The 21,156-nt window shown below is 59.5% G+C and carries 21 protein-coding genes and 1 pseudogene; 15 read left to right on the forward strand and 7 right to left on the reverse strand.

What is annotated here, in order from left to right:
* Positions 1-17: 17 nt before the first annotated feature.
* Positions 18-1,586 (forward strand): phospholipase D family protein, encoded by a 1,569-nt coding sequence (locus tag C4J91_RS26675; protein WP_124364966.1) that lies wholly within the window; start codon positions 18-20, stop codon positions 1,584-1,586.
* A 110-nt stretch (positions 1,587-1,696) separates the two neighbouring features.
* On the opposite strand, the gene C4J91_RS26680 is transcribed toward C4J91_RS26675, so the two are convergent.
* The gene (locus C4J91_RS26680) at positions 1,697-3,190 is read right to left on the reverse strand and encodes an aldehyde dehydrogenase (RefSeq protein ID WP_124364967.1); all 1,494 of its coding nucleotides are present in this window, start codon (positions 3,188-3,190) and stop codon (positions 1,697-1,699) included.
* A 232-nt stretch (positions 3,191-3,422) separates the two neighbouring features.
* Between C4J91_RS26680 and C4J91_RS26685 the strand changes: the two genes are divergently transcribed.
* Positions 3,423-3,785, forward strand: a complete 363-nt coding sequence (locus C4J91_RS26685) for a cupin domain-containing protein (RefSeq protein WP_124364968.1) — start codon at positions 3,423-3,425, stop codon at positions 3,783-3,785.
* Positions 3,786-3,912: 127 nt separating this feature from the next.
* Here the strand turns inward: C4J91_RS26685 and rpmG are convergent, their stop codons facing one another.
* Entirely contained in the window at positions 3,913-4,068 is a 156-nt protein-coding gene (rpmG, locus tag C4J91_RS26690; protein ID WP_003176906.1) for a 50S ribosomal protein L33, read from the reverse strand.
* An 11-nt stretch (positions 4,069-4,079) separates the two neighbouring features.
* Positions 4,080-4,313 (reverse strand): 50S ribosomal protein L28, encoded by a 234-nt coding sequence (gene rpmB, locus C4J91_RS26695; RefSeq protein WP_003176907.1) that lies wholly within the window; start codon positions 4,311-4,313, stop codon positions 4,080-4,082.
* 458 nt (positions 4,314-4,771) lie between these two features.
* Here rpmB and C4J91_RS26700 point away from each other — a divergent pair, with 458 nt between their 5' ends.
* Positions 4,772-6,367: an ABC transporter substrate-binding protein gene (locus tag C4J91_RS26700; RefSeq protein ID WP_124364969.1), complete on the forward strand. Its 1,596-nt coding sequence runs from the start codon at positions 4,772-4,774 to the stop codon at positions 6,365-6,367.
* A gap of 60 nt (positions 6,368-6,427) precedes the next feature.
* Here the strand turns inward: C4J91_RS26700 and radC are convergent, their stop codons facing one another.
* On the reverse strand, positions 6,428-7,102 hold the full coding sequence (gene radC, locus C4J91_RS26705) for a DNA repair protein RadC (RefSeq protein ID WP_124364970.1): 675 nt from the start codon (positions 7,100-7,102) through the stop codon (positions 6,428-6,430).
* Positions 7,103-7,242: 140 nt separating this feature from the next.
* Between radC and coaBC the strand changes: the two genes are divergently transcribed.
* The 6 genes and pseudogenes from coaBC to C4J91_RS26740 all read left to right on the forward strand — a co-directional run bounded on the left by coaBC (position 7,243) and on the right by C4J91_RS26740 (position 13,682).
* Positions 7,243-8,451: a bifunctional phosphopantothenoylcysteine decarboxylase/phosphopantothenate--cysteine ligase CoaBC gene (coaBC, locus tag C4J91_RS26710; protein WP_048723622.1), complete on the forward strand. Its 1,209-nt coding sequence runs from the start codon at positions 7,243-7,245 to the stop codon at positions 8,449-8,451.
* Between the two features lie 5 nt (positions 8,452-8,456).
* On the forward strand, positions 8,457-8,912 hold the full coding sequence (gene dut, locus C4J91_RS26715; RefSeq protein WP_124364971.1) for a dUTP diphosphatase: 456 nt from the start codon (positions 8,457-8,459) through the stop codon (positions 8,910-8,912).
* A 257-nt stretch (positions 8,913-9,169) separates the two neighbouring features.
* Positions 9,170-10,573, forward strand: a pseudogene (locus C4J91_RS26725) (phosphomannomutase/phosphoglucomutase); the annotation flags it as partial.
* A 19-nt stretch (positions 10,574-10,592) separates the two neighbouring features.
* Positions 10,593-11,498: an acetylglutamate kinase gene (gene argB / locus C4J91_RS26730; RefSeq protein ID WP_124364973.1), complete on the forward strand. Its 906-nt coding sequence runs from the start codon at positions 10,593-10,595 to the stop codon at positions 11,496-11,498.
* A 268-nt stretch (positions 11,499-11,766) separates the two neighbouring features.
* On the forward strand, positions 11,767-12,825 hold the full coding sequence (locus tag C4J91_RS26735; protein WP_124364974.1) for a type IV toxin-antitoxin system AbiEi family antitoxin: 1,059 nt from the start codon (positions 11,767-11,769) through the stop codon (positions 12,823-12,825).
* Positions 12,813-13,682 (forward strand): hypothetical protein, encoded by an 870-nt coding sequence (locus C4J91_RS26740; protein WP_124364975.1) that lies wholly within the window; start codon positions 12,813-12,815, stop codon positions 13,680-13,682. Before C4J91_RS26735 ends, C4J91_RS26740 begins: the two co-directional genes overlap by 13 nt.
* Before the next feature lie 73 nt (positions 13,683-13,755).
* Here C4J91_RS26740 and pyrE read toward each other — a convergent pair whose 3' ends face one another.
* On the reverse strand, positions 13,756-14,403 hold the full coding sequence (gene pyrE / locus C4J91_RS26745; protein ID WP_027608288.1) for an orotate phosphoribosyltransferase: 648 nt from the start codon (positions 14,401-14,403) through the stop codon (positions 13,756-13,758).
* An 82-nt stretch (positions 14,404-14,485) separates the two neighbouring features.
* Here pyrE and C4J91_RS26750 point away from each other — a divergent pair, with 82 nt between their 5' ends.
* Complete coding sequence (locus C4J91_RS26750) at positions 14,486-15,265, forward strand: exodeoxyribonuclease III (RefSeq protein WP_003195493.1); 780 nt, start codon at positions 14,486-14,488, stop codon at positions 15,263-15,265.
* Positions 15,266-15,322: 57 nt separating this feature from the next.
* Here C4J91_RS26750 and C4J91_RS26755 read toward each other — a convergent pair whose 3' ends face one another.
* Together C4J91_RS26755 and rph are read right to left on the reverse strand one after the other, a co-directional pair.
* Positions 15,323-15,694 carry a DUF4870 domain-containing protein gene (locus C4J91_RS26755; RefSeq protein WP_124364976.1) on the reverse strand — a complete coding sequence of 124 codons (372 nt, stop codon included), beginning with the start codon at positions 15,692-15,694 and terminating at the stop codon, positions 15,323-15,325.
* 22 nt (positions 15,695-15,716) lie between these two features.
* On the reverse strand, positions 15,717-16,439 hold the full coding sequence (gene rph, locus C4J91_RS26760) for a ribonuclease PH (protein WP_124364977.1): 723 nt from the start codon (positions 16,437-16,439) through the stop codon (positions 15,717-15,719).
* A 184-nt stretch (positions 16,440-16,623) separates the two neighbouring features.
* Here rph and C4J91_RS26765 point away from each other — a divergent pair, with 184 nt between their 5' ends.
* The 5 genes from C4J91_RS26765 to C4J91_RS26785 all read left to right on the forward strand — a co-directional run bounded on the left by C4J91_RS26765 (position 16,624) and on the right by C4J91_RS26785 (position 21,135).
* Positions 16,624-17,487 (forward strand): YicC/YloC family endoribonuclease, encoded by an 864-nt coding sequence (locus C4J91_RS26765; protein WP_124364978.1) that lies wholly within the window; start codon positions 16,624-16,626, stop codon positions 17,485-17,487.
* A gap of 10 nt (positions 17,488-17,497) precedes the next feature.
* On the forward strand, positions 17,498-18,118 hold the full coding sequence (gene gmk / locus C4J91_RS26770; RefSeq protein ID WP_003213284.1) for a guanylate kinase: 621 nt from the start codon (positions 17,498-17,500) through the stop codon (positions 18,116-18,118).
* Positions 18,119-18,285: 167 nt separating this feature from the next.
* Positions 18,286-18,549: a DNA-directed RNA polymerase subunit omega gene (gene rpoZ / locus C4J91_RS26775; protein WP_003176920.1), complete on the forward strand. Its 264-nt coding sequence runs from the start codon at positions 18,286-18,288 to the stop codon at positions 18,547-18,549.
* 60 nt (positions 18,550-18,609) lie between these two features.
* Entirely contained in the window at positions 18,610-20,715 is a 2,106-nt protein-coding gene (spoT, locus tag C4J91_RS26780) for a bifunctional GTP diphosphokinase/guanosine-3',5'-bis pyrophosphate 3'-pyrophosphohydrolase (protein WP_124364979.1), read from the forward strand.
* A 39-nt stretch (positions 20,716-20,754) separates the two neighbouring features.
* The gene (locus tag C4J91_RS26785) at positions 20,755-21,135 is read left to right on the forward strand and encodes a RidA family protein (RefSeq protein WP_124364980.1); all 381 of its coding nucleotides are present in this window, start codon (positions 20,755-20,757) and stop codon (positions 21,133-21,135) included.
* Positions 21,136-21,156 lie beyond the last annotated feature (21 nt).

Consider the following 21,156-nt stretch of genomic DNA (forward strand, 5'->3'; position numbering starts at 1 on the left):
TGGATGGCGCTTCCTTGATGACTCAACGGCTTTTATCGCTTTTCCTGTTGGGAGCGCTGGCACTGGGTGGCTGCGCGACGGCCCCCACACCGCGTGTGCCCAGTGATGCCCTGCCCGCGGCACAGTCTTCCTTCGGCCGCTCGATCCAGGCCCAGGCGGCGCCGTATCAGGGCCGTTCGGGCTTTCGTTTGCTGCCCAACAGCAGCGAAGCCTTCATGGCCCGCGCCGAGTTGATCCGCAACGCCCAGACCAGCCTCGACCTGCAGTACTACATCGTGCATGACGGCATCAGCACGCGCATGCTGGTGGATGAACTGCTCAAGGCCGCCGACCGCGACGTGCGTGTGCGCATCCTGTTGGATGACACCACCAGCGACGGGCTCGACCAGATCATCGCGACCCTTGCCGCCCATCCCAAGATCGAAATTCGGCTGTTCAACCCGCTGCATCTGGGCCGCAGCACGGGCGTGACACGCGCCATGGGGCGCCTGTTCAACCTGTCGCGGCAACACCGGCGCATGCATAACAAACTCTGGCTGGCAGACAACAGCGTCGCGATCGTGGGTGGGCGCAACCTGGGGGATGAATATTTCGACGCCGAACCCAACCTGAATTTCACCGATATCGACATGCTCAGCGTCGGGCCGGTGGCTGAGCAACTGGGCCACAGTTTCGATCAGTACTGGAACAGCGCGCTGAGCAAACCTATCGATGAGTTTGTCGCAACCATGCCCTCCAAGGTCGACCTGGCTGTCGCACGTGGACGCCTGGAAGCGTCACTGGCCCAATCGCGCCAGCAGAACCACGCCCTGTATAACCGCCTGCGTACCTACCAGACCCAGCCGCGCATGGATATCTGGCGTCGCGAGTTGATCTGGGCTTGGAACCAGGCGCTGTGGGATGCGCCGAGCAAGGTGCTGGCCAAGGCCGACCCGGACCCGCAATTGCTGCTCACCACGCAACTGGCGCCGCAGTTGGCAGGCGTCAGCCGTGAGCTGATCATGATTTCGGCGTACTTCGTTCCGGGCCCGCCCGGGCTGGTGTATCTGACCGGCCGCGCCGACGCGGGCGTGTCGGTGAGCCTACTGACCAATTCCCTCGAAGCCACTGATGTACCAGCCGTGCACGGCGGCTACGCACCCTATCGCAAGGCGCTGCTGGAGCATGGCGTGAAACTCTATGAGCTGCGTCGACAACCGGGCGACCCCAGCGCAAGCAGCGGCCCGCACCTGTTTCGACGAGGCAGCTTGCGCGGTTCCGACTCCAGCCTGCACAGCAAGGCGATGATTTTCGATCGGGAGAAGTCGTTTATCGGCTCGTTCAATTTCGATCCACGCTCAGTGCTATGGAACACCGAAGTCGGCGTGCTGGTGGACAGCCCGGAACTGGCGGAGCATGTGCGTAACCTGGCGCTGCAAGGTATGGCGCCGGCGTTGAGCTACGAGGCGAAGCTGCAGGACGGGCAGATCGTGTGGGTGACCGAAGATAACGGCCAATTGCACACCCTGACCCGGGAGCAGGGTAGTTGGTGGCGCCGGTTCAATGCCTGGTTCGCCACCAGCGTCGGCCTGGAGCGCATGCTCTAGAAACACGCTTATCCCATGTGGGAGGGGGCTTGCCCCCGATTGCGGTGTGTCAGTCACCAGATGCAGCGACTGACACTAAGCTATCGGGAGCAAGCCCCCTCCCACATTTGTTAGAGCTTGATCCAGGTCGCCTTCAGCTCGGTGTATTTGTCGAACGCATGCAGCGATTTATCGCGACCGTTACCCGACTGCTTGAAGCCACCGAATGGTGCGGTCATGTCGCCGCCATCGTACTGGTTGACCCACACACTGCCCGCACGCAGGGCCTTGGCAGTCAGGTGTGCCTTGGAGATATCCGCCGTCCACACCGCTGCGGCCAGGCCATATTGGGTGTCGTTGGCGATAGCGATGGCTTCTTCGGCGCTGTCGAACGTGATCACCGACAGGACCGGGCCGAAGATCTCTTCCTGGGCAATCTTCATGGCGTTGGTCACGCCGTCGAAAATGGTCGGCTCGACGTAAGTGCCACCGGTCTCTTCCAGGGTGCGCTTACCACCGGCGACCAGCTTGGCGCCATCGGCATGACCCGATTCGATGTACGACAGCACGTTGTTCATCTGCTGGGTATCCACGAGCGCGCCCACATTGGTGGCAGGGTCCAGTGGGTTACCTGGCTTCCAGCCCTTGAGCGCCTCGATCACCAGCGGCAGGAAAGTGTCCTTGATCGAACGTTCCACCAGCAGGCGCGACCCGGCGGTGCAGACTTCGCCCTGGTTGAAGGCGATGGCACTGGCGGCGGACTCGGCGGCGGTTTGCAGGTTCGGCGCATCGGCAAACACAATGTTCGGGCTCTTGCCGCCGGCTTCCAGCCACACGCGCTTCATGTTCGATTCGCCGGAACGGATCAACAGCTGCTTGGCGATTTTGGTGGAACCGGTAAACACCAGGGTATCCACGTCCATATGCACCGCCAACGCGTTGCCCACGGTGTGGCCGTAGCCTGGCAGCACGTTGAACACGCCTTTTGGAATGCCGGCTTCAACGGCCAGGGCAGCGATGCGGATGGCGGTCAGCGGAGACTTTTCGGACGGCTTGAGGATGACCGAGTTACCGGTCGACAGCGCCGGGCCGAGTTTCCAGCAGGCCATCATCAGCGGGAAGTTCCACGGCACGATCGCACCGACCACGCCCACAGGCTCACGGGTCACCAGACCCAGTTGGTCATGGGGGGTGGCCGCCACTTCATCGTAGATCTTGTCGATGGCCTCGCCGCTCCAGCTCAGCGCCTGCGCCGCGCCGGGTACGTCGATGTTCAGGGAGTCGCTGATCGGCTTGCCCATGTCCAGGGTTTCAAGCAAGGCCAGCTCTTCGGCATTGGCCTTGAGCAGCGCGGCGAAACGGATCATGACGGACTTGCGCTTGGCCGGCGCCAGGCGCGACCAGACACCGGAATTGAAGGTGGCACGGGCATTTTCCACGGCGCGCTGGGCGTCGGCGGCGTCACAGCTGGCTACGGTGGCGAGCAGACGGCCATCGACCGGGCTGATGCACTCGAAGGTGTCACCGGAAGCGGCGGCGGTGTATTCGCCATTGATGTACGCGCGGCCTTCGATCTTCAGGTCCTTGGCGCGTTGTTCCCAGTCGGCACGGGTCAGGGTGGTCATGCAAGTGTCCTCCTCTTATTTGGATACAAGGGCCTGGGAGATTTAATCCCGGCGCCTCCACGAATTCTTGCCTGGCCAGCCTGCTGTTCGGCTCAAGGCACTTGCCACCCTAAACCAGCGACTGGGGATGTTTCAATATATTTGACATAACGGCGGCAAACGCCCTTGCGATGTTCATTTTAATAAACATAGACTTTGAGCTTTCCAACCGCAGGCCCGACGGGATAAGCCCATGAGCATCCAGGACATCGTTGATTTCAGCCAAGCCAACACCGCCCCCGAACGCTATCGCCCTGCCCCCGAAAAAATCCTCAAGGGCGATCCCGAACAGACGATCTACAACCACTACAACAGCCCATGTGGACAAATGAACGCGGGTGTCTGGGAAGGCGATGTCGGGCAGTGGACAGTCAATTACACCGAACATGAATACTGCGAGATCGTGCAGGGGGTGTCTGTGCTGCGCGATGCCGAGGGGAACGCCAAAACCTTGCGCGCCGGCGACCGCTTCGTGATCCCTGCCGGCTTCAGCGGCACCTGGGAAGTGCTGCAAGCGTGCCGCAAGATCTATGTGGTGTTCGAACAGAAAGACTGATCAGTGAACAGCGGGACGCGGAGCGCCCGAGGCGGCGTTACCACGCAGAGCGTGGGAACGATCATCACAGGCAAAAAAAAGCCCGTATCGTGAGATACGGGCTTTTTTTCACAAGGAAGGAAATCAATTACTTGATTTTGCCTTCTTTGTAGATCACGTGCTTGCGAACGCGCGGGTCGAACATTTTCTTTTCGAGCTTGTCCGGGGTAGTACGCTTGTTCTTGTCGGTAGTGTAGAAGTGACCAGTACCGGCGCTAGAGATCATTCGAATCAATTCACGCATGATAGAGCTCCTTAGATCTTGCCGGCGGCGCGGATTTCGGCCAGCACGACAGTGATGCCACGCTTGTCGATGATACGCATGCCTTTGGCAGATACACGCAGGCGAACAAAACGTTTCTCTTCTTCAACCCAGAAGCGGTGATGCTGCAGGTTCGGCAGGAAACGACGACGGGTTTTGTTATTTGCGTGGGAAATGTTATTCCCAGTCACCGGACCCTTACCGGTAACTTGACAGACTCTCGACATGCCTCAGCCCTCTAAAACCACATGCCCAACCCGGCATGGGTTGGCCGCTTAATCTCTCAGTCATTTGGCGCCAGGCGCCGCGTTTCTTTAGGGTCTTACCGGCTACACCTACAAGCGAAGGAACCGGGCCCCTAGAAAAGAGCGCTGCTTTATACCAGAAAGACCCAGATGCAACAACAGCGAGTGTGTTTTTACCTGGGTAAATCTCGGCTATTGGCGCCTGAACCGTTGCCAGGAGGGGCCGCTACAACAGCCGACCGCTCGTCGCACAGAATGATTTTCAGCGCCCGCAAGTACTCGGACCTGCAAGGTGAAACGCGCTGAGGCGCCATCAAAACAGCATTTGAGCCAAAAGCACAGGCAAAAATAGGCTAGTCATTTAACCAACAGGCCACTACGGTAGGCCTTTTCCAGACTGCACTCGCAGATGGGCCTTCGATTTGCACAGGAAACCTAATATGCGCCTCGCTGCCCTACCGCTATTGCTAGCCCCCCTCTTAATCGCGCCGACGATGGCCGTTGCCGCCACCAATCTGAGCGTTTGCACCGAGGCCAGCCCCGAAGGGTTCGACGTGGTGCAGTACAACTCGTTGACCACCACCAACGCCTCGGCGGATGTGCTGATGAACCGTCTGGTGGACTACGACGCAACCGGCGCAAAACTGGTGCCGAGTCTGGCGGACAGTTGGGACGTCTCGCCAGACGGCCTGACGTACACCTTCAAGCTGCACCCGAACGTGAAATTCCATCGCACCGAGTATTTCACCCCGAGCCGTACCCTGACCGCCGAAGATGTGCGCTTCAGCTTCGAACGCATGCTCGACCCAGCCAACCCGTGGCATAAGATCGCCCAGAGCGGCTTTCCCCATGCGCAATCCCTGCAATTGCCCACGCTGATCAAGAAGATCGACGCACTCGACCCGCTGACCGTGCGCTTCACCCTCGATCACGCCGATTCCACGTTTCTTGCCGCACTGAGCATGGGCTTTGCCTCGATCTACCCGGCCGAATATGCCGACAAACTGCTCAAGGCCGGCACCCCGGAAAAACTCAACAGCCAGCCCATTGGCACCGGTCCCTTCGTTTTTGTGCGATTCCAGAAGGATGCGGTGGTGCGCTACAAGGCCAACCCGGACTACTTCGCCGGCAAACCGACGGTGGACAACCTGATCTTCGCGATCACGCCGGATGCCAATGTGCGCCTGCAGAAATTGCATCGCGATGAATGCCAGATCGCCCTGTCGCCCAAACCCCTGGATGTGGGCGAGGCCGAAAAAGACCCAGCCCTGAAGGTGGAAAAAACCGCAGCTTTCATGACCGCGTTCGTCGCCATCAATAGCCAGCACCCGCCGCTGGACAAGCCCGAAGTACGCCAGGCGATTAACCTGGCCTTCGACAAAGGCAGCTACCTCAAGGCCGTATTCGAAGGCACCGCCGAAGCGGCCAACGGTGTTTACCCACCCAATACCTGGAGCTACGCCAAGGAGCTGTCGGGTTACCCACAGGACCTAGCCAAAGCCAAGGCGCTGCTCAACCGCGCCGGCCTCAAGGATGGATTCAAGACCACTATCTGGACCCGCCCTACCGGCAGCCTGTTGAACCCCAACCCAAATCTTGGCGCTCAACTGTTGCAGGCCGACCTGGCCAAGGTCGGCATCCAGGCCGACATCCGTGTGATCGAATGGGGCGAGTTGATTCGCCGCGCCAAAGCCGGCGAGCATGACCTGCTCTTCATGGGCTGGGCTGGTGACAATGGCGACCCGGATAACTTCCTCACCCCGCAATTTTCCTGCGCGGCAGTCAAGTCCGGCACCAACTTCGCCCGCTACTGCGACCCTGCGCTGGACAAGCTGATCAGCGCTGGCAAGACCACCAGCGAACAAGGCGTGCGCAGCAAGCTCTACCAGCAGGCGCAGGCGCAGATCCAGCAGCAGGCGCTGTGGTTGCCCTTGGCGCACCCCATGGCGTTTGCCCTGACACGCAAAAATGTCGACGGCTATCAGGTGAGCCCGTTTGGTCGCCAGGATTATTCCAAAGTAAGCGTCAAGCCTTAAGCTGCAAGCTGCAAGCTGCAAGCCCGCTTGTGGCTTGCAGCTTCAAACTTGCAGCTGTCCTCACATCCATCCATATTCCGCCATCGACAACGGATCACCATCACCCACGATGATGTGATCCAGCACCCGCACGTCCACCATTTCCAAGGCCTTCTGGAGAACTTTGGTCAACTTTCGATCAGCGGCGCTTGGATCCGCGCTTCCCGAAGGATGGTTGTGGCACAGGATCAATGCCGCCGCGTTGTACGCCAGCGCGCGCTTGACCACTTGCCGGGGATAGACCACAGCCGTATCGATAGTGCCGTGGGACAGCGCTTCGAAACCCAGCACTCGATGTTTGGAGTCGAGAAACAGGCAGCCAAACACCTCGTGAGTTTCATGACGCAGCAGCGCCTTGAGGTATTCGCGCACGGCCAGCGGACTCTCCAGCACCGAATCGTTGCGCAGGCGCTCGGCCATATGGCGCCGGGACATTTCCAGTACCGCCTGCAACTGGGCAAACTTCGCCGGCCCCAGGCCCAACTGCTGATTGAACAGCGTCTGGCTGGCTTCCAGCAGCGGGCGCAGGCCTCCGAATTGCGCCAATAAATGGCGCGCCAGGTCCACCGCACTCCTGCCAGACACTCCGGTGCGCAGGAAGATCGCCAGCAATTCGGCATCGGACAGACTGGCCGCGCCCCACTCCAAAAGCTTCTCTCGCGGCCGCTCGGCAGCAGGCCAATCGCGAATACTCATCCCACCTCCTCTCCATGATGTACGCCGCATGCGCCGCTGTTGCCAGACGGACGCTGTGTTATCGTAGGCCCTCTTTTTTGCATGCGATTTCACCTGGGGAGGGGTCATCGCAGGCGTCACTGAACTGGAAAGGCAAACCAATGCAGCGTCTGTATCGGAAACGCATCGTTCTCGGCGTCGGCGGCGGCATTGCCGCCTACAAGAGCGCAGAGCTGGTTCGCAGGCTCCTGGACCAAGGCGCCGAAGTGCGCGTGGTCATGACCCGTGGTGGCAGTGAGTTCATCACCCCGCTGACCATGCAGGCCTTGTCCGGCCACCCGGTTCACCTGGATCTGCTGGACCCGGCGGCCGAAGCCGCCATGGGCCATATCGAACTGGCCAAATGGGCCGACCTGGTCCTGATCGCGCCGGCTACCGCCGACCTGATCGCGCGCCTGGCCCAGGGCATCGCCGATGACCTGCTGACCACCCTGGTACTGGCCACCGACGCCACCGTCGCCATCGCCCCGGCGATGAACCAGGCCATGTGGCGCGACCCGGCCACCCAGGCCAACACCCAGCTTCTGCAAAGCCGTGGCCTCAAGGTCTTCGGCCCGGCGTCCGGCAGCCAGGCCTGCGGCGACGTCGGCATGGGCCGCATGCTCGAAGCCACCGACCTGGCGCTGTGCGCTGCCGAGTGCTTCCAGCACCTGGCCCTGACCGGCAAACACGTACTGATCACCGCTGGCCCGACCCAGGAAAACATCGACCCGGTGCGCTACATCACCAACCATAGCTCAGGAAAAATGGGCTTTGCCCTGGCTGAAGCTGCGGTTGAGGCAGGCGCACGGGTCACCCTGATCACCGGCCCGGTGCATTTGCCAACGCCTGATCGTGTGACGCGAATCGACGTAGTCAGCGCCAGGGACATGCTGGCGGCCTGTGAGGCTGCCATTCCGTGCGACCTGTTCATCGCCTCGGCAGCGGTTGCAGACTACCGACCGGAAGTCGTTGCGCCGCAAAAGCTCAAGAAAGACCCTACAAGCGGTGATGGCCTGCTCCTGCAAATGGTGCGCAACCCGGACATCCTGGCCACCATCGCCACCCGTCCGGATCGTCCGTTCAGCGTCGGTTTCGCCGCCGAGACCGAACATTTGCTGGACTACGCCGCACGCAAATTGAAAGACAAAAACCTCGATCTGATCGTTGCCAATGATGTCGCCAACCCGAGCATCGGCTTCAACAGCGAGGAAAATGCCATCAGCGTGATCGACCGCGAGTTGCACGCCACCGTTTTCGCCCAGACCAGCAAGGGCAAGATTGCCCGCCAACTGATCTCTTTTATCGCCCAACGGCTGAACCAGGTTTAATGTCCATGCACGCTTTGCAAGCCAAGATCCTCGACCCCCGCATCGGTAGCGAATTTCCACTGCCGGCCTACGCTACCCCAGGCTCCGCTGGCCTGGACCTGCGCGCCATGCTCAAGCAAGACACCGTGCTCGAGCCGGGCCAGACCCTGCTGATCCCCACCGGCCTGTCGATCTACGTCGGCGACCCAGGCCTGGCAGCCCTGATCCTGCCGCGCTCGGGCCTGGGTCACAAACACGGCATCGTGCTGGGCAATCTGGTGGGGCTGATCGACTCCGACTACCAGGGCGAGTTGATGGTGTCGTGCTGGAACCGCGGCCAGACCGCGTTCAACATTGCTGTCGGCGAGCGCATTGCCCAACTGGTACTGGTGCCGGTGGTACATGCACATTTCGAACTGGTGCAGGAATTCGACGAAACCGAGCGCGGCGCCGGCGGTTTCGGGCATTCCGGCAGCCACTGACTAAGCTGAACCTGGCCGGATGCGATTGTCCGGCCAGACGCCACCGCCCGGCTTTTCCGGATGAAGAATACGCACACGGCATCGGCGATTTTTCTACAATAAAATCAAAGAATTACGTACAAATAAGCACGCCGCCGAAGCGCCGATGGCACTTTTACACCACGAACTCTCTGCCGAAAACGCCGTCATACCCTTCAGTTTGAGCCTGCCGGCCAGCCACACCAGGCCAGCCTTGCCCCCTTTCAGATGGAGTTCTTCCCGCGATGAGTACCGCAGCCCGTGTAGCCCCGACTTTTCCCGACAGCATCTTTCGTGCCTACGACATTCGTGGCGTGGTGCCCAAAACCCTGACCGCCGAAACCGCCTACTGGATCGGCCGCGCCATCGGCGCGCAGAGCCTGGCCCAGGGCGAGCCGAATGTTTCGGTGGGCCGTGACGGCCGCCTGTCCGGCCCGGAGCTGGTGGAGCAACTGATCCAGGGCCTGGCAGACAGCGGTTGCCATGTCAGCGACGTCGGGCTGGTGCCCACGCCTGCGCTGTACTACGCCGCCAACGTGCTGGCCGGCAAATCCGGCGTCATGCTTACCGGCAGCCACAACCCGTCGGACTACAACGGTTTCAAGATCGTGATCGCCGGCGATACCCTCGCCAACGAACAGATCCAGGCCCTGCACACGCGCCTGAAAACCAACGACCTGACCAGCGGCACCGGCAGCATAACCAAGGTCGATATCCTGCAGCGCTACTCCGACGAAATCACCCGCGACGTCAAGCTCGACCGCCGCCTGAAAGTGGTGGTGGACTGCGGCAACGGCGCGGCTGGCGTGATCGCCCCGCAATTGCTCGAAGCCCTGAACTGTGAAGTGATCCCGCTGTTCTGCGACGTCGACGGCAACTTCCCCAACCATCACCCGGACCCAGGCAAGCCTGAAAACCTGGTGGACCTGATCGCCAAGGTCAAGGAAGTGGGCGCCGACGTGGGCCTGGCCTTCGACGGCGACGGCGACCGTGTAGGGGTGGTGACCGAAACCGGCGAGATCGTGTACCCGGACCGCCTGTTAATGCTGTTTGCCCGTGACGTGGTGGCGCGCAATGCCAACGCCGAAATCATCTTCGACGTTAAGTGCACCCGCCGCCTCACGCCGCTGATCAAGGAATACGGCGGCCGCCCGCTAATGTGGAAGACCGGACATTCGTTGATCAAAAAGAAAATGAAGGAAACCGGCGCCTTGCTGGCCGGCGAAATGAGCGGTCACGTGTTCTTCAAGGAGCGCTGGTTCGGTTTCGACGACGGCATTTACAGCGCTGCGCGCCTGCTGGAGATCCTCAGCAAGGAAAAATCCACGGCGCAAGAGCTGTTTCAGACTTTCCCCAACGATATTTCTACGCCAGAGATCAATATCCATGTGACCGAGGAGAGCAAATTCAGCATCATTGACGCACTGCACGATGCGCAATGGGGTGAAGGCGCCAACCTGACCACCATTGATGGTGTGCGAGTCGATTACGCCAAAGGCTGGGGCCTGGTTCGCGCGTCCAACACCACGCCGGTGCTGGTGCTGCGCTTCGAGGCGGATACCGAGGCTGAGTTGCAGCGCATCAAGGACGTCTTCCACGTCCAGTTGAAACGTGTTGCCCCTGATCTCCAATTACCGTTCTGATTTTTTACCGGAGCCCTGAATGACTCTCGAACGCGAAGCCGCTGCCAACACCGCCAAGGTCCTGTCCGAAGCGTTGCCTTACATTCGACGCTACGTCGGCAAGACGCTGGTGATCAAGTACGGCGGCAATGCCATGGAAAGCGACGAGCTGAAAACCGGCTTTGCCCGCGACATCGTGATGATGAAAGCCGTGGGGATCAACCCGGTTGTCGTCCACGGTGGTGGACCGCAAATCGGCGATCTGCTCAAGCGCTTGTCGATCGAGAGTCACTTCATCGATGGCATGCGCGTCACTGACGCGCAGACCATGGACGTGGTGGAGATGGTGCTCGGTGGCCAGGTCAACAAAGACATCGTCAACCTGATCAACCGCCACGGCGGCAGCGCCATCGGCCTGACCGGCAAGGATGCGGAACTGATCCGCGCGAAAAAACTGACCGTGACCCGTCAGACGCCGGAGATGACCCAGCCGGAAATCATCGACATCGGCCAGGTGGGCGAAGTGATCGGCATCAACACCGATCTGCTCAACCTGCTGGTCAAGGGTGACTTCATCCCGGTGATCGCGCCCATCGGCGTGGGCGTCAACGGTGAGTCCTATAACATCAACGCCGACCTGGTGGCGGGCAAAGTGGCTGAGGCGCTGAAGGCTGAAAAGCTGATGCTGCTGACCAACATTGCCGGCCTGATGGACAAGCAAGGCAAGGTGTTGACCGGCCTGACCACCCAGCAGGTGGACGAGCTGATTGCCGACGGCACTATCTACGGCGGCATGCTGCCGAAAATCCGCTGCGCGCTGGAAGCCGTGCAAGGCGGCGTCGGCAGCTCGCTGATCCTGGACGGGCGAGTACCGAATGCGATCCTGCTGGAAATCTTCACCGATACCGGCGTGGGCACGCTGATCAGTAACCGCAAGCGTCCCTGATTTACAAAGCACCAAAAAACCGCAGTTTCTTACTGCGCCTACGACAATACGTACCCATGTACGGAATCTTCGTCAGGCAAAGTAGAATCTGCGGTTTTTTATGCACAATGGAAACGCAGCCTACAACGATGATCACGAAAACGCCGCTGAATTTTTTCAGTATTAACGGATATTTCAACACTCACTGAAAACATCATAAAGGGTGAAATTCCTCGACTTTTTTCACCGTAATAGCTATTTTCAACATTCGCTGAAAAGGGCTCAATTAATGAAAGAACTCGAAATTCACTCCAGAGACGCGCTGCGAAGCCTCCTGAGCAAGGTACCGATTCTCGAGATTAAAAGCCTCACATCCATGCCTCCTTCAAAAGGCTGGACTCCCGACTTCATTATCGAGATTAACGCATCAGGCAAATCACGCCCTCTGGTGTGCGAGGTAAAAGCAAACGGTCAGCCCCGATTCATAAACGCGGCCATACTTCAGCTTCGCGACTATGTGAGCGAGCAAAGGCCAGAGGCGACGCCTATTGTGGTAGCACCCTATCTTTCACCCGTAGCAAGACAACTGTGTCGGGAAAAGGGTGTGGGATATCTGGACCTGGAAGGTAATGCCTGGATCTCGTTCGATGGTGTATTCATTGATCACCAAGTAGCTGACAAGCCGCTCTCGGAGCACAGGGAGCTTAAGTCTTTCTTCAAACCGAAATCAGCGCAGATCATACGCACGATGCTTCGGGATCCGGGCCGAGCCTGGCGGGTGGTGGAACTGTGCGAAGCCGCCGGGGTGAGCCTGGGACAGGTCAGCAATGTCCGCACAGCACTACTGAATCGAGAATGGGCAAGAGCGACAAACGACGGCGTATGTCTATCCGATCCTCAAGCGCTCCTGGATGCATGGGCCGAAGCATACGAACCTCCATCAGGAGAGCGTAAGAGCTTCTATACCACCTTACATGGCAGCGCATTGGAAAATGCCGCGCGCATCGCTATTGGAGAAAGGAGCGGCGGACACGCACTTTTTTCCTCCTTTTCTGCCGCTCAATGGCTCGCACCCTATGCCCGCATCAGCACGAATTACTTTTATGCCGACATTGAAGGGCTAGAGAGACTGGTTAAAGCACTACAGTTGGTTCCTGCATCAAAGGGAGAGAACGTTGTCATCACTTTACCCAACGACGAAGGACTCCTACTGGACACCGTTGAACCCGCACCGGGCGCCCTGTGCACCAGCCCAGTTCAGACCTATCTGGATCTATCGGTTGCGGGAGAGCGCGGAAAGGAAGCCGCCGAATATCTACGACAGGAAAAACTGACATGGTCTCGTTAATCCCTCAAGAACCTCAATCTGCCTTAGATTATGACGACAGAACGACAGCTGCCGTGAAGGCGGTATTAGTCGAGATCGGTCAGATCCTTGGTTCCTTCAAAGGCAAGTTTGCAGTGATCGGTGGAGCGGTGCCTTGGCTACTGCTGGCGAACGACGATATGCAGCACGTTGGAACCCTTGATGTCGATTTGAGCTTGGACGCAGAGGCTCTAGGAGATGGCGAGTACGCGACGTTGATTGAAGCACTGATGGGTAATGGGTACGAACAAAGAGGAGAACTGCGGCGATTCCAGCTCGTTCGCCAGGTTCCCGTGCAAGACGGCGGATCGGCGATAGATGTGATCGTGGACTTCTTGATGCCGCGCGACGCCGAAATCATCCAGAACAAACCTCCCATTCTCAACGACTTTGCAGTTCAGCGCGCTGACGGTGCCGACTTGGCGATGCGCTTCTATCAAATGGTTGCCATTGAAGGCTCCATGCCTACGGGTGGCAAAAATCGTGTCGAGGTCGCGGTGTGCTCGATCCCCGCCCTGCTGGCGATGAAGGGATACGCCCTGAACGGAAGACACAAACAGAAGGACGCATATGACATCTACTACTGCGTCCGTAATTTCCCCGGTGGCATGCAAGCGCTTGCAGAGGAATGTCGATCAGTACTGGAAACCGGGAGTGGAGAGCTGGGGTTTCAGTTCATCGGCGAAAAGTTTGATATCGCCGATGGCTATGGTCCGACAGCCGTAAGGCGATTCGTCGAAGACAGCCAAATACTCGGAGATCGCACACCGGACCAATGGCAACAAGACGCTTTCGGGCAGGTTGACGCTTTATTGCGCGTCTTGCGACTGCGGGAGTAGCAGCCCCCCAAGACCCGAGCTGAAAAAAGGCCCCGACCAATTGAATTGGACGGGACCTTTTTTATTGTGGCGATTATTGAACGCCGAACTGCTCGCGATACGCCTTAACTGCCGGCAAGTGCTGCTTGAGCTGCGGATCATCTTCCAGGAACTGCAACACCTGGTTCAACGATACGATGCTTACCACGGGAATGCCGAAATCACGCTCCACTTCCTGGATCGCCGACAACTCACCGTTGCCGCGCTCCTGGCGGTTCAGCGCGATCAGCACACCGGCGGCCTTGGCGCCGTCCTGGGACGCGATGATCTGCATCACTTCACGGATAGCCGTACCGGCCGTGATCACGTCATCAATGATCAATACATCGCCAGTGAGCGGCGCACCCACCAGGCTGCCGCCTTCGCCATGAGCCTTGGCTTCCTTGCGGTTGAAGCACCATGGCAGATCGCGCCCATGGTGTTCCGCCAGGGCAACGGCTGTTGCAGCTGCCAGGGGGATGCCCTTGTAGGCCGGGCCGAACAGCACGTCGAAGGAAATACCGCTTTCAACGATGGCCGCCGCGTAAAAACGACCCAACTGAGCCAGCGCCGAACCCGAGTTGAACAAGCCAGCATTGAAGAAATACGGGCTGGTGCGCCCGGACTTGAGGGTGAACTCACCGAAGCGCAAAACCCCGCGATCGATGGCAAAACGAATGAAATCGCGTTGATACGCCTGCATGAAAAAAGCCTCAGATACCGCGGATTTAGCTAATTAGGTAGACGGCGTGTATCATACACGCACGCGATTTTTGGGGCCATTTATGCGGATCATCAGTGTGAACGTTAATGGTATTCAGGCTGCAGTCGAGCGTGGTTTGCTCAGTTGGCTGCAAGCACAGAATGCCGACGTCATCTGCCTGCAGGACACCCGCGCCTCCGCCTTTGAACTGGACGACCCAGCCTTCCAACTGGATGGCTACTTCCTTTATGCCTGCGATGCCGAAGTGCCCACCCAAGGTGGCGTGGCTTTGTACTCGCGGTTGCAACCCAAGGCGGTCATCAGCGGCCTCGGCTTCGAGACAGCCGACCGCTACGGGCGCTACCTGCAAGCCGATTTCGACAAGGTCAGCATCGCGACCTTGCTGCTTCCTTCGGGGCAGAACGGCGATGAAGACTTGAACCAGAAATTCAAGCTAATGGACGATTTCGCCCGTTATCTGGATAAACAGCGACGCAAACGTCGCGAGTACATTTATTGTGGCTCGCTGTACGTGGCGCAACAGAAGCTGGATATCAAGAACTGGCGCGACAGCCAGCAATCCCCGGGTTTCCTGGCGCCGGAACGGGCCTGGATGGACGAGATTGTCGGCAACATGGGCTATGTCGACGCCCTGCGCGAAGTCAGCCGCGAAGGCGACCAGTACAGCTGGTGGCCGGATAACGAACAGGCCGAAATGCTCAACCTGGGTTGGCGTTTCGACTACCAGCTGCTGACCCCGGGTCTGCGCCGGTTCGTACGCAGTGCCCGCTTGCCACGCCAGCCGCGGTTCTCGCAGCACGCGCCACTGATCGTGGACTACGACTGGACCTTGACCATCTGAGGTCTTTTTCCAGGCAGAAAAAAACCGACAGCGATGTCGGTTTTTTGTGGATGGCTATTATTTGACCAGACGCCAGGTCAGAGGATAGCGATAGGCGATCCCCTTGTTGGCCTTGATACTGCCGATGATGGTCAGCACCACCGTGGCAATCGCCAGGGCAATCATCAGGAAGAAACCAATCACTGCGAAGGCCAGCACGATGCAAGCGATCCAGGCGATGGCGACGGTGATCTGGAAATTCAGGGCTTCCTTGCCCTGATCATCAATAAACGCATCCTGCTCCTTCTTCATCTGCCACAGGATCAGTGGCCCCACAACGCTGCCGAAAGGGAACACGAACCCCAGAAACGCCGCGAGATGGCACAACATCGCCCCCTGCCGCACTTCATAGGAAGGCGCAGGCACCGGCATTTGGCTGTTGTCATTCATGGCGTTTCTCCTTGAGACCGGCTCAGTCAGCCAGTGCGGCGTTCTGCAGTTCGAAAATTTCGCTCATGCCTTTCTGCGCCAGGTCCAGCATGGCGTTAAGTTCAGCTGGCTGGAACGGCGCGCCTTCGGCGGTGCCCTGCACTTCGATGAAACCACCGGTGCTGGTCATAACCACGTTCAGGTCGGTCTCGGCGGCCGAGTCTTCCAGGTAGTCCAGGTCCAACACCGGCTCGCCCTGGTACATGCCCACCGAGACGGCGGCGATCATTTGCTTGAGCGGGTCGCCGCCTTTGAGGCCGCCACGCTTCTTGATCACTTTCAGTGCGTCAACCAGGGCCACCATGGCGCCGGTGATCGAGGCGGTGCGGGTGCCGCCATCGGCCTGGATCACGTCGCAATCGACGTACAGGGTCACGTCGCCCAGCTTGGTCATGTCCAGGGCCGCGCGCAGGGAACGGCCGATCAGGCGCTGGATTTCAAGGGTACGCCCGCCCTGTTTGCCACGGCTGGCCTCACGCTGGTTACGCTCGCCAGTGGCGCGCGGCAGCATGCCGTATTCAGCGGTCAACCAACCCTGGCCCTGGCCTTTGAGGAAGCGCGGCACGCCGTTCTCGACGCTGACGGTGCAGATGACCTTGGTATCGCCAAACTCGACCAGTACGGATCCCTCGGCGTGTTTGGTGTAGTTGCGGGTGATGCGGATCGAGCGGAGCTGATCGGCAGCGCGACCACTTGGACGTTTCATAGGGAATACCTGTACTGAGGACGAAAAACTGCCGAGCATTATAGAGCCGCCAGCCGATTCGGGGCACTTCTAAAAATCCGGTTACGAATGCGCATGTTTGGGCGCCTCCTGCGCACTGCGCTACAATCCTGCGCCTTCTTAACCACCAGCCCGTGTTTGCGGGACTGTAACGCGAGGTACCTCCATGGTGCACAGCATGACCGCCTTCGCCCGCGTCGAAAAAGCCGGCGCACAAGGCACCCTGAGCTGGGAACTGCGCTCGGTCAACAGCCGCTACCTGGAGCCGCATCTGCGCCTGCCGGAGTCGTTCCGCGACCTCGAGGGCGCCGTGCGTGAAGCGCTGCGCCAGGGCATTTCCCGCGGCAAGCTGGAATGCACCCTGCGCTTTACCGAAGAAACCACCGGCAAACCCTTGCAGGTCGACCGCGACCGCGCCGCGCAACTGGTGGCCGCCGCTGAAACCATCGCCAGCCTGATCAAACAGCCGGCCGCGCTGAACCCCCTGGAAGTGCTGGCCTGGCCCGGCGTGCTGGTGGCCGACGCCACCGACCCGCAAGCCCTCAACGCCGAGGCCCTGGCCCTGTTCAACCTGGGCCTCAAGGAACTCAAGGCCGGCCGCGAGCGTGAAGGCGCCGAGCTGGCGCGGTTGATCAGCGAGCGCTTGAGCTCAATCGAAGAAGACGTCGTCACCCTGCGTGAGCTGGTGCCGCAAATGCTCGCCACCCAGCGCCAGAAGGTCCTGGATCGCTTCGCCGACATGAAGGCCGACCTCGACCCCGTGCGCCTGGAGCAGGAAATGGTCCTGCTGGCACAAAAGAGTGATGTCGCCGAAGAGCTCGATCGCCTGAGCACCCACATCCTCGAAGTACGCCGGGTGCTCAAGTCCGGTGGTGCCGCCGGTCGGCGCCTGGACTTCCTGATGCAGGAACTCAACCGCGAAGCCAATACACTGGGCTCCAAAGCGTTCGATCCGCGCAGCACCACGGCTGCGGTCAACCTCAAAGTGTTGATCGAGCAAATGCGCGAACAAGTACAGAATATTGAGTAAGGCACCCTCCATGACCCACAGCACCGGCACCCTTTACATCATTTCCGCCCCTTCGGGCGCGGGCAAGAGCAGCCTGGTCAAGGCCCTGACCGACGCTGACGAGCAGATCCGCATCTCGGTTTCCCACACCACGCGCGCCATGCGCCCGGGTGAAGTGAACGGCGTGCACTATCACTTCGTCGAGCGTACCGAGTTCGTCAAGATGATCGAGCACGGTGACTTCCTGGAGCGCGCCGAAGTATTCGGCAACCTCTATGGCACTTCGCAAAGCCATCTGCAGCAGACGCTGGATGAAGGCCATGACCTGATTCTGGAAATCGACTGGCAGGGCGCCGAACAAGTGCGCCAGCTGATGCCCAAGGCGCGTTCGATCTTCATCCTGCCGCCCTCGCTTGAAGCCCTGCACCAGCGCCTGACCAACCGTGGCCAGGACAGCGACGAGATCATCGAGGGCCGCATGCGCGAAGCCGTCAGCGAAATGAGCCACTACGTCGACTACGACTACCTGATCATCAACGACGATTTTGCCCACGCGCTGGATGATTTAAAGGCGATTTTCCGCGCCAACCAGCTGCAGCAAAAGCGTCAACAACAGCGTTTCGGCAAATTACTCGCCGAACTGCTCGGCTGATTGGCCCTTCCCAAAACCGCTGCAAGGGCTTTACATTGGCACTTTCAGCGGTTTTGCGAGGGTCTGCGAAAAATCAGCGCTTCCCTAAACGCTGGTGATTTTTTAAACTGCTCAGTCCGCTCGCCCAACCGGGCAGCGCGCATCTTGCATTCGCTCCGAGGAATACCATGGCCCGCGTAACCGTTGAAGACTGCCTAGAACACGTGGATAACCGCTTTGAGCTGGTCATGCTCTCTACCAAGCGTGCCCGTCAACTGGCCACTGGCGGCAAAGAGCCCCTGGTCCAGTGGGAAAACGACAAGCCTACCGTTGTAGCCCTGCGTGAAATCGCAGAAGGCCTGATGAGCTATGAGTTCATCGCCAACGCTGAAATCGTTGAAGACGAACCGCTGTTCGCAGCGTTCGAGGACGAGTCCAACGAGGCCGTCTAAGCCTATGCCTGGTCGACGTAGCACGGCGCGGGGTCACAGCCTTCGGCAGGAGTTCACACTTTGCCGAGCATAGACGCCCTCGCCGATCGCTTATCGGCCTACCTCGGCCCCGACCAGGTCAACCTGGTCCGCCGAGCGTATTTCTACGCCGAACAAGCTCACGATGGCCAACGCCGTCGTAGTGGCGAAGCGTATGTCACGCATCCTCTTGCGGTGGCAAATATTCTGGCCGACATGCACATGGACCATCAGAGCCTGATGGCCGCGATGCTGCATGACGTGATCGAAGATACCGGCATCGCCAAGGAAGCGCTCAGCGCGCAATTTGGCGAAACCGTGGCCGAGCTGGTCGACGGGGTCAGCAAACTGACCCAGATGAACTTCGAGACCAAGGCCGAAGCCCAGGCGGAAAACTTCCAGAAGATGGCCATGGCCATGGCCCGCGATATCCGCGTGATCCTGGTCAAGCTGGCCGACCGGCTGCACAACATGCGCACGCTGGAAGTGCTCTCCGGGGAAAAACGCCGGCGAATCGCCAAGGAAACCCTGGAAATCTACGCGCCCATCGCCAACCGGCTGGGCATGCATGCCATTCGTATCGAGTTCGAAGACCTCGGCTTCAAGGCCATGCACCCGATGCGTTCAGCGCGCATCTACCAGGCGGTCAAGCGCGCCCGGGGCAACCGCAAGGAAATCGTCAACAAGATCGAAGAGTCCCTGAGCCATTGCCTGGCGATCGACGAGATCGAAGGCGAAGTCAGCGGGCGGCAGAAACACATCTACGGCATCTACAAGAAGATGCGCGGCAAGCGTCGGGCCTTCAACGAGATCATGGACGTTTATGCGTTCCGGATCATCGTCGACAAGGTCGACACCTGCTACCGCGTGCTAGGCGCTGTACATAATTTGTACAAACCTCTGCCGGGGCGCTTCAAGGATTACATCGCGATTCCCAAGGCCAACGGCTATCAGTCGCTGCATACCACACTGTTCGGGATGCACGGCGTGCCGATCGAGATCCAGATCCGCACCCGCGAAATGGAAGAGATGGCCAACAACGGCATCGCTGCCCATTGGCTGTACAAATCCAGCGGCGATGAGCAGCCCAAAGGCACCCATGCCCGTGCGCGCCAGTGGGTCAAGGGCGTGCTGGAAATGCAGCAACGTGCCGGCAACTCCCTGGAATTCATAGAAAGCGTAAAGATCGACCTGTTCCCGGACGAGGTCTACGTGTTCACGCCCAAAGGCCGGATCATGGAGCTGCCCAAAGGCTCCACGGCGGTCGACTTTGCCTACGCCGTGCATACCGATGTGGGCAACAGCTGTATCGCCTGTCGGATCAATCGTCGTCTCGCGCCGCTGTCCGAACCGCTGCAAAGCGGCTCCACGGTGGAGATCGTCAGCGCCCCAGGCGCGCGGCCGAATCCAGCCTGGCTCAACTTCGTGGTGACCGGCAAGGCGCGTACGCATATCCGCCACGCTTTGAAACTGCAGCGGCGTTCCGAATCCATCAGCCTGGGCGAACGCCTGCTGAACAAGGTGCTCAACGGTTTTGACAGCGCCTTGGACAAGGTCCCGCAGGAGCGCGTGCAAGCGATGCTTCACGAGTACCGCCAGGAAACCATCGAGGACCTGCTCGAAGATATTGGCCTGGGCAACCGCATGGCCTACGTGGTTGCACGCCGCCTGCTCGGCGAAGGCGAACAGCTGCCGAGCCCCGAAGGCCCGCTGGCGATTCGCGGCACCGAGGGCCTGGTGCTCAGCTATGCCAAATGCTGCACACCGATCCCGGGCGACCCGATTGTCGGCCACCTGTCGGCGGGCAAAGGCATGGTGGTGCACCTGGACAACTGCCGCAATATCAGCGAAATCCGGCACAACCCGGAAAAATGCATCCAGCTTTCGTGGGCCAAGGATGTCACCGGCGAATTCAATGTCGAGCTGCGCGTGGAGCTGGAGCACCAGCGTGGCTTGATCGCGCTGCTGGCCAGCAGCGTCAACGCGGCCGACGGCAATATCGAGAAAATCAGCATGGACGAACGCGATGGGCGCATCAGCGTGGTCCAGCTGGTGGTCAGCGTGCACGACCGCGTGCACCTGGCCCGCGTGATCAAGAAACTGCGTGCCTTGACCGGCGTGATTCGCATCACCCGCATGCGTGCGTAGTTCTTCAAACAAGCCATCGCCTATTACAAGGAGTCATTCATGACCAAGACAGTAATCACCAGCGACAAAGCCCCGGCCGCCATCGGTACGTATTCCCAGGCGATCAAGGCGGGCAATACCGTCTACATGTCCGGCCAGATCCCGCTGGACCCAAAGACCATGGAACTGGTGGAAGGCTTTGAAGCACAGACCGTACAGGTCTTCGAAAACCTCAAGTCCGTGGCTGAAGCGGCTGGCGGTTCGTTCAAAGACATCGTCAAGCTGAACATCTTCCTCATCGACCTGAGCCACTTCGCCAAGGTCAACGAGATCATGGGCAAGTACTTCGAACAGCCGTACCCAGCCCGCGCCGCCATCGGCGTCGCTGCCCTGCCAAAGGGCGCGCAGGTTGAAATGGACGCGATTCTGGTCATCGAGTAAAAACACCCGGCGCAGCCTCAA

The organism is Pseudomonas sp. R3-52-08 (genome assembly GCF_003851745.1).
GTDB lineage: Bacteria > Pseudomonadota > Gammaproteobacteria > Pseudomonadales > Pseudomonadaceae > Aquipseudomonas.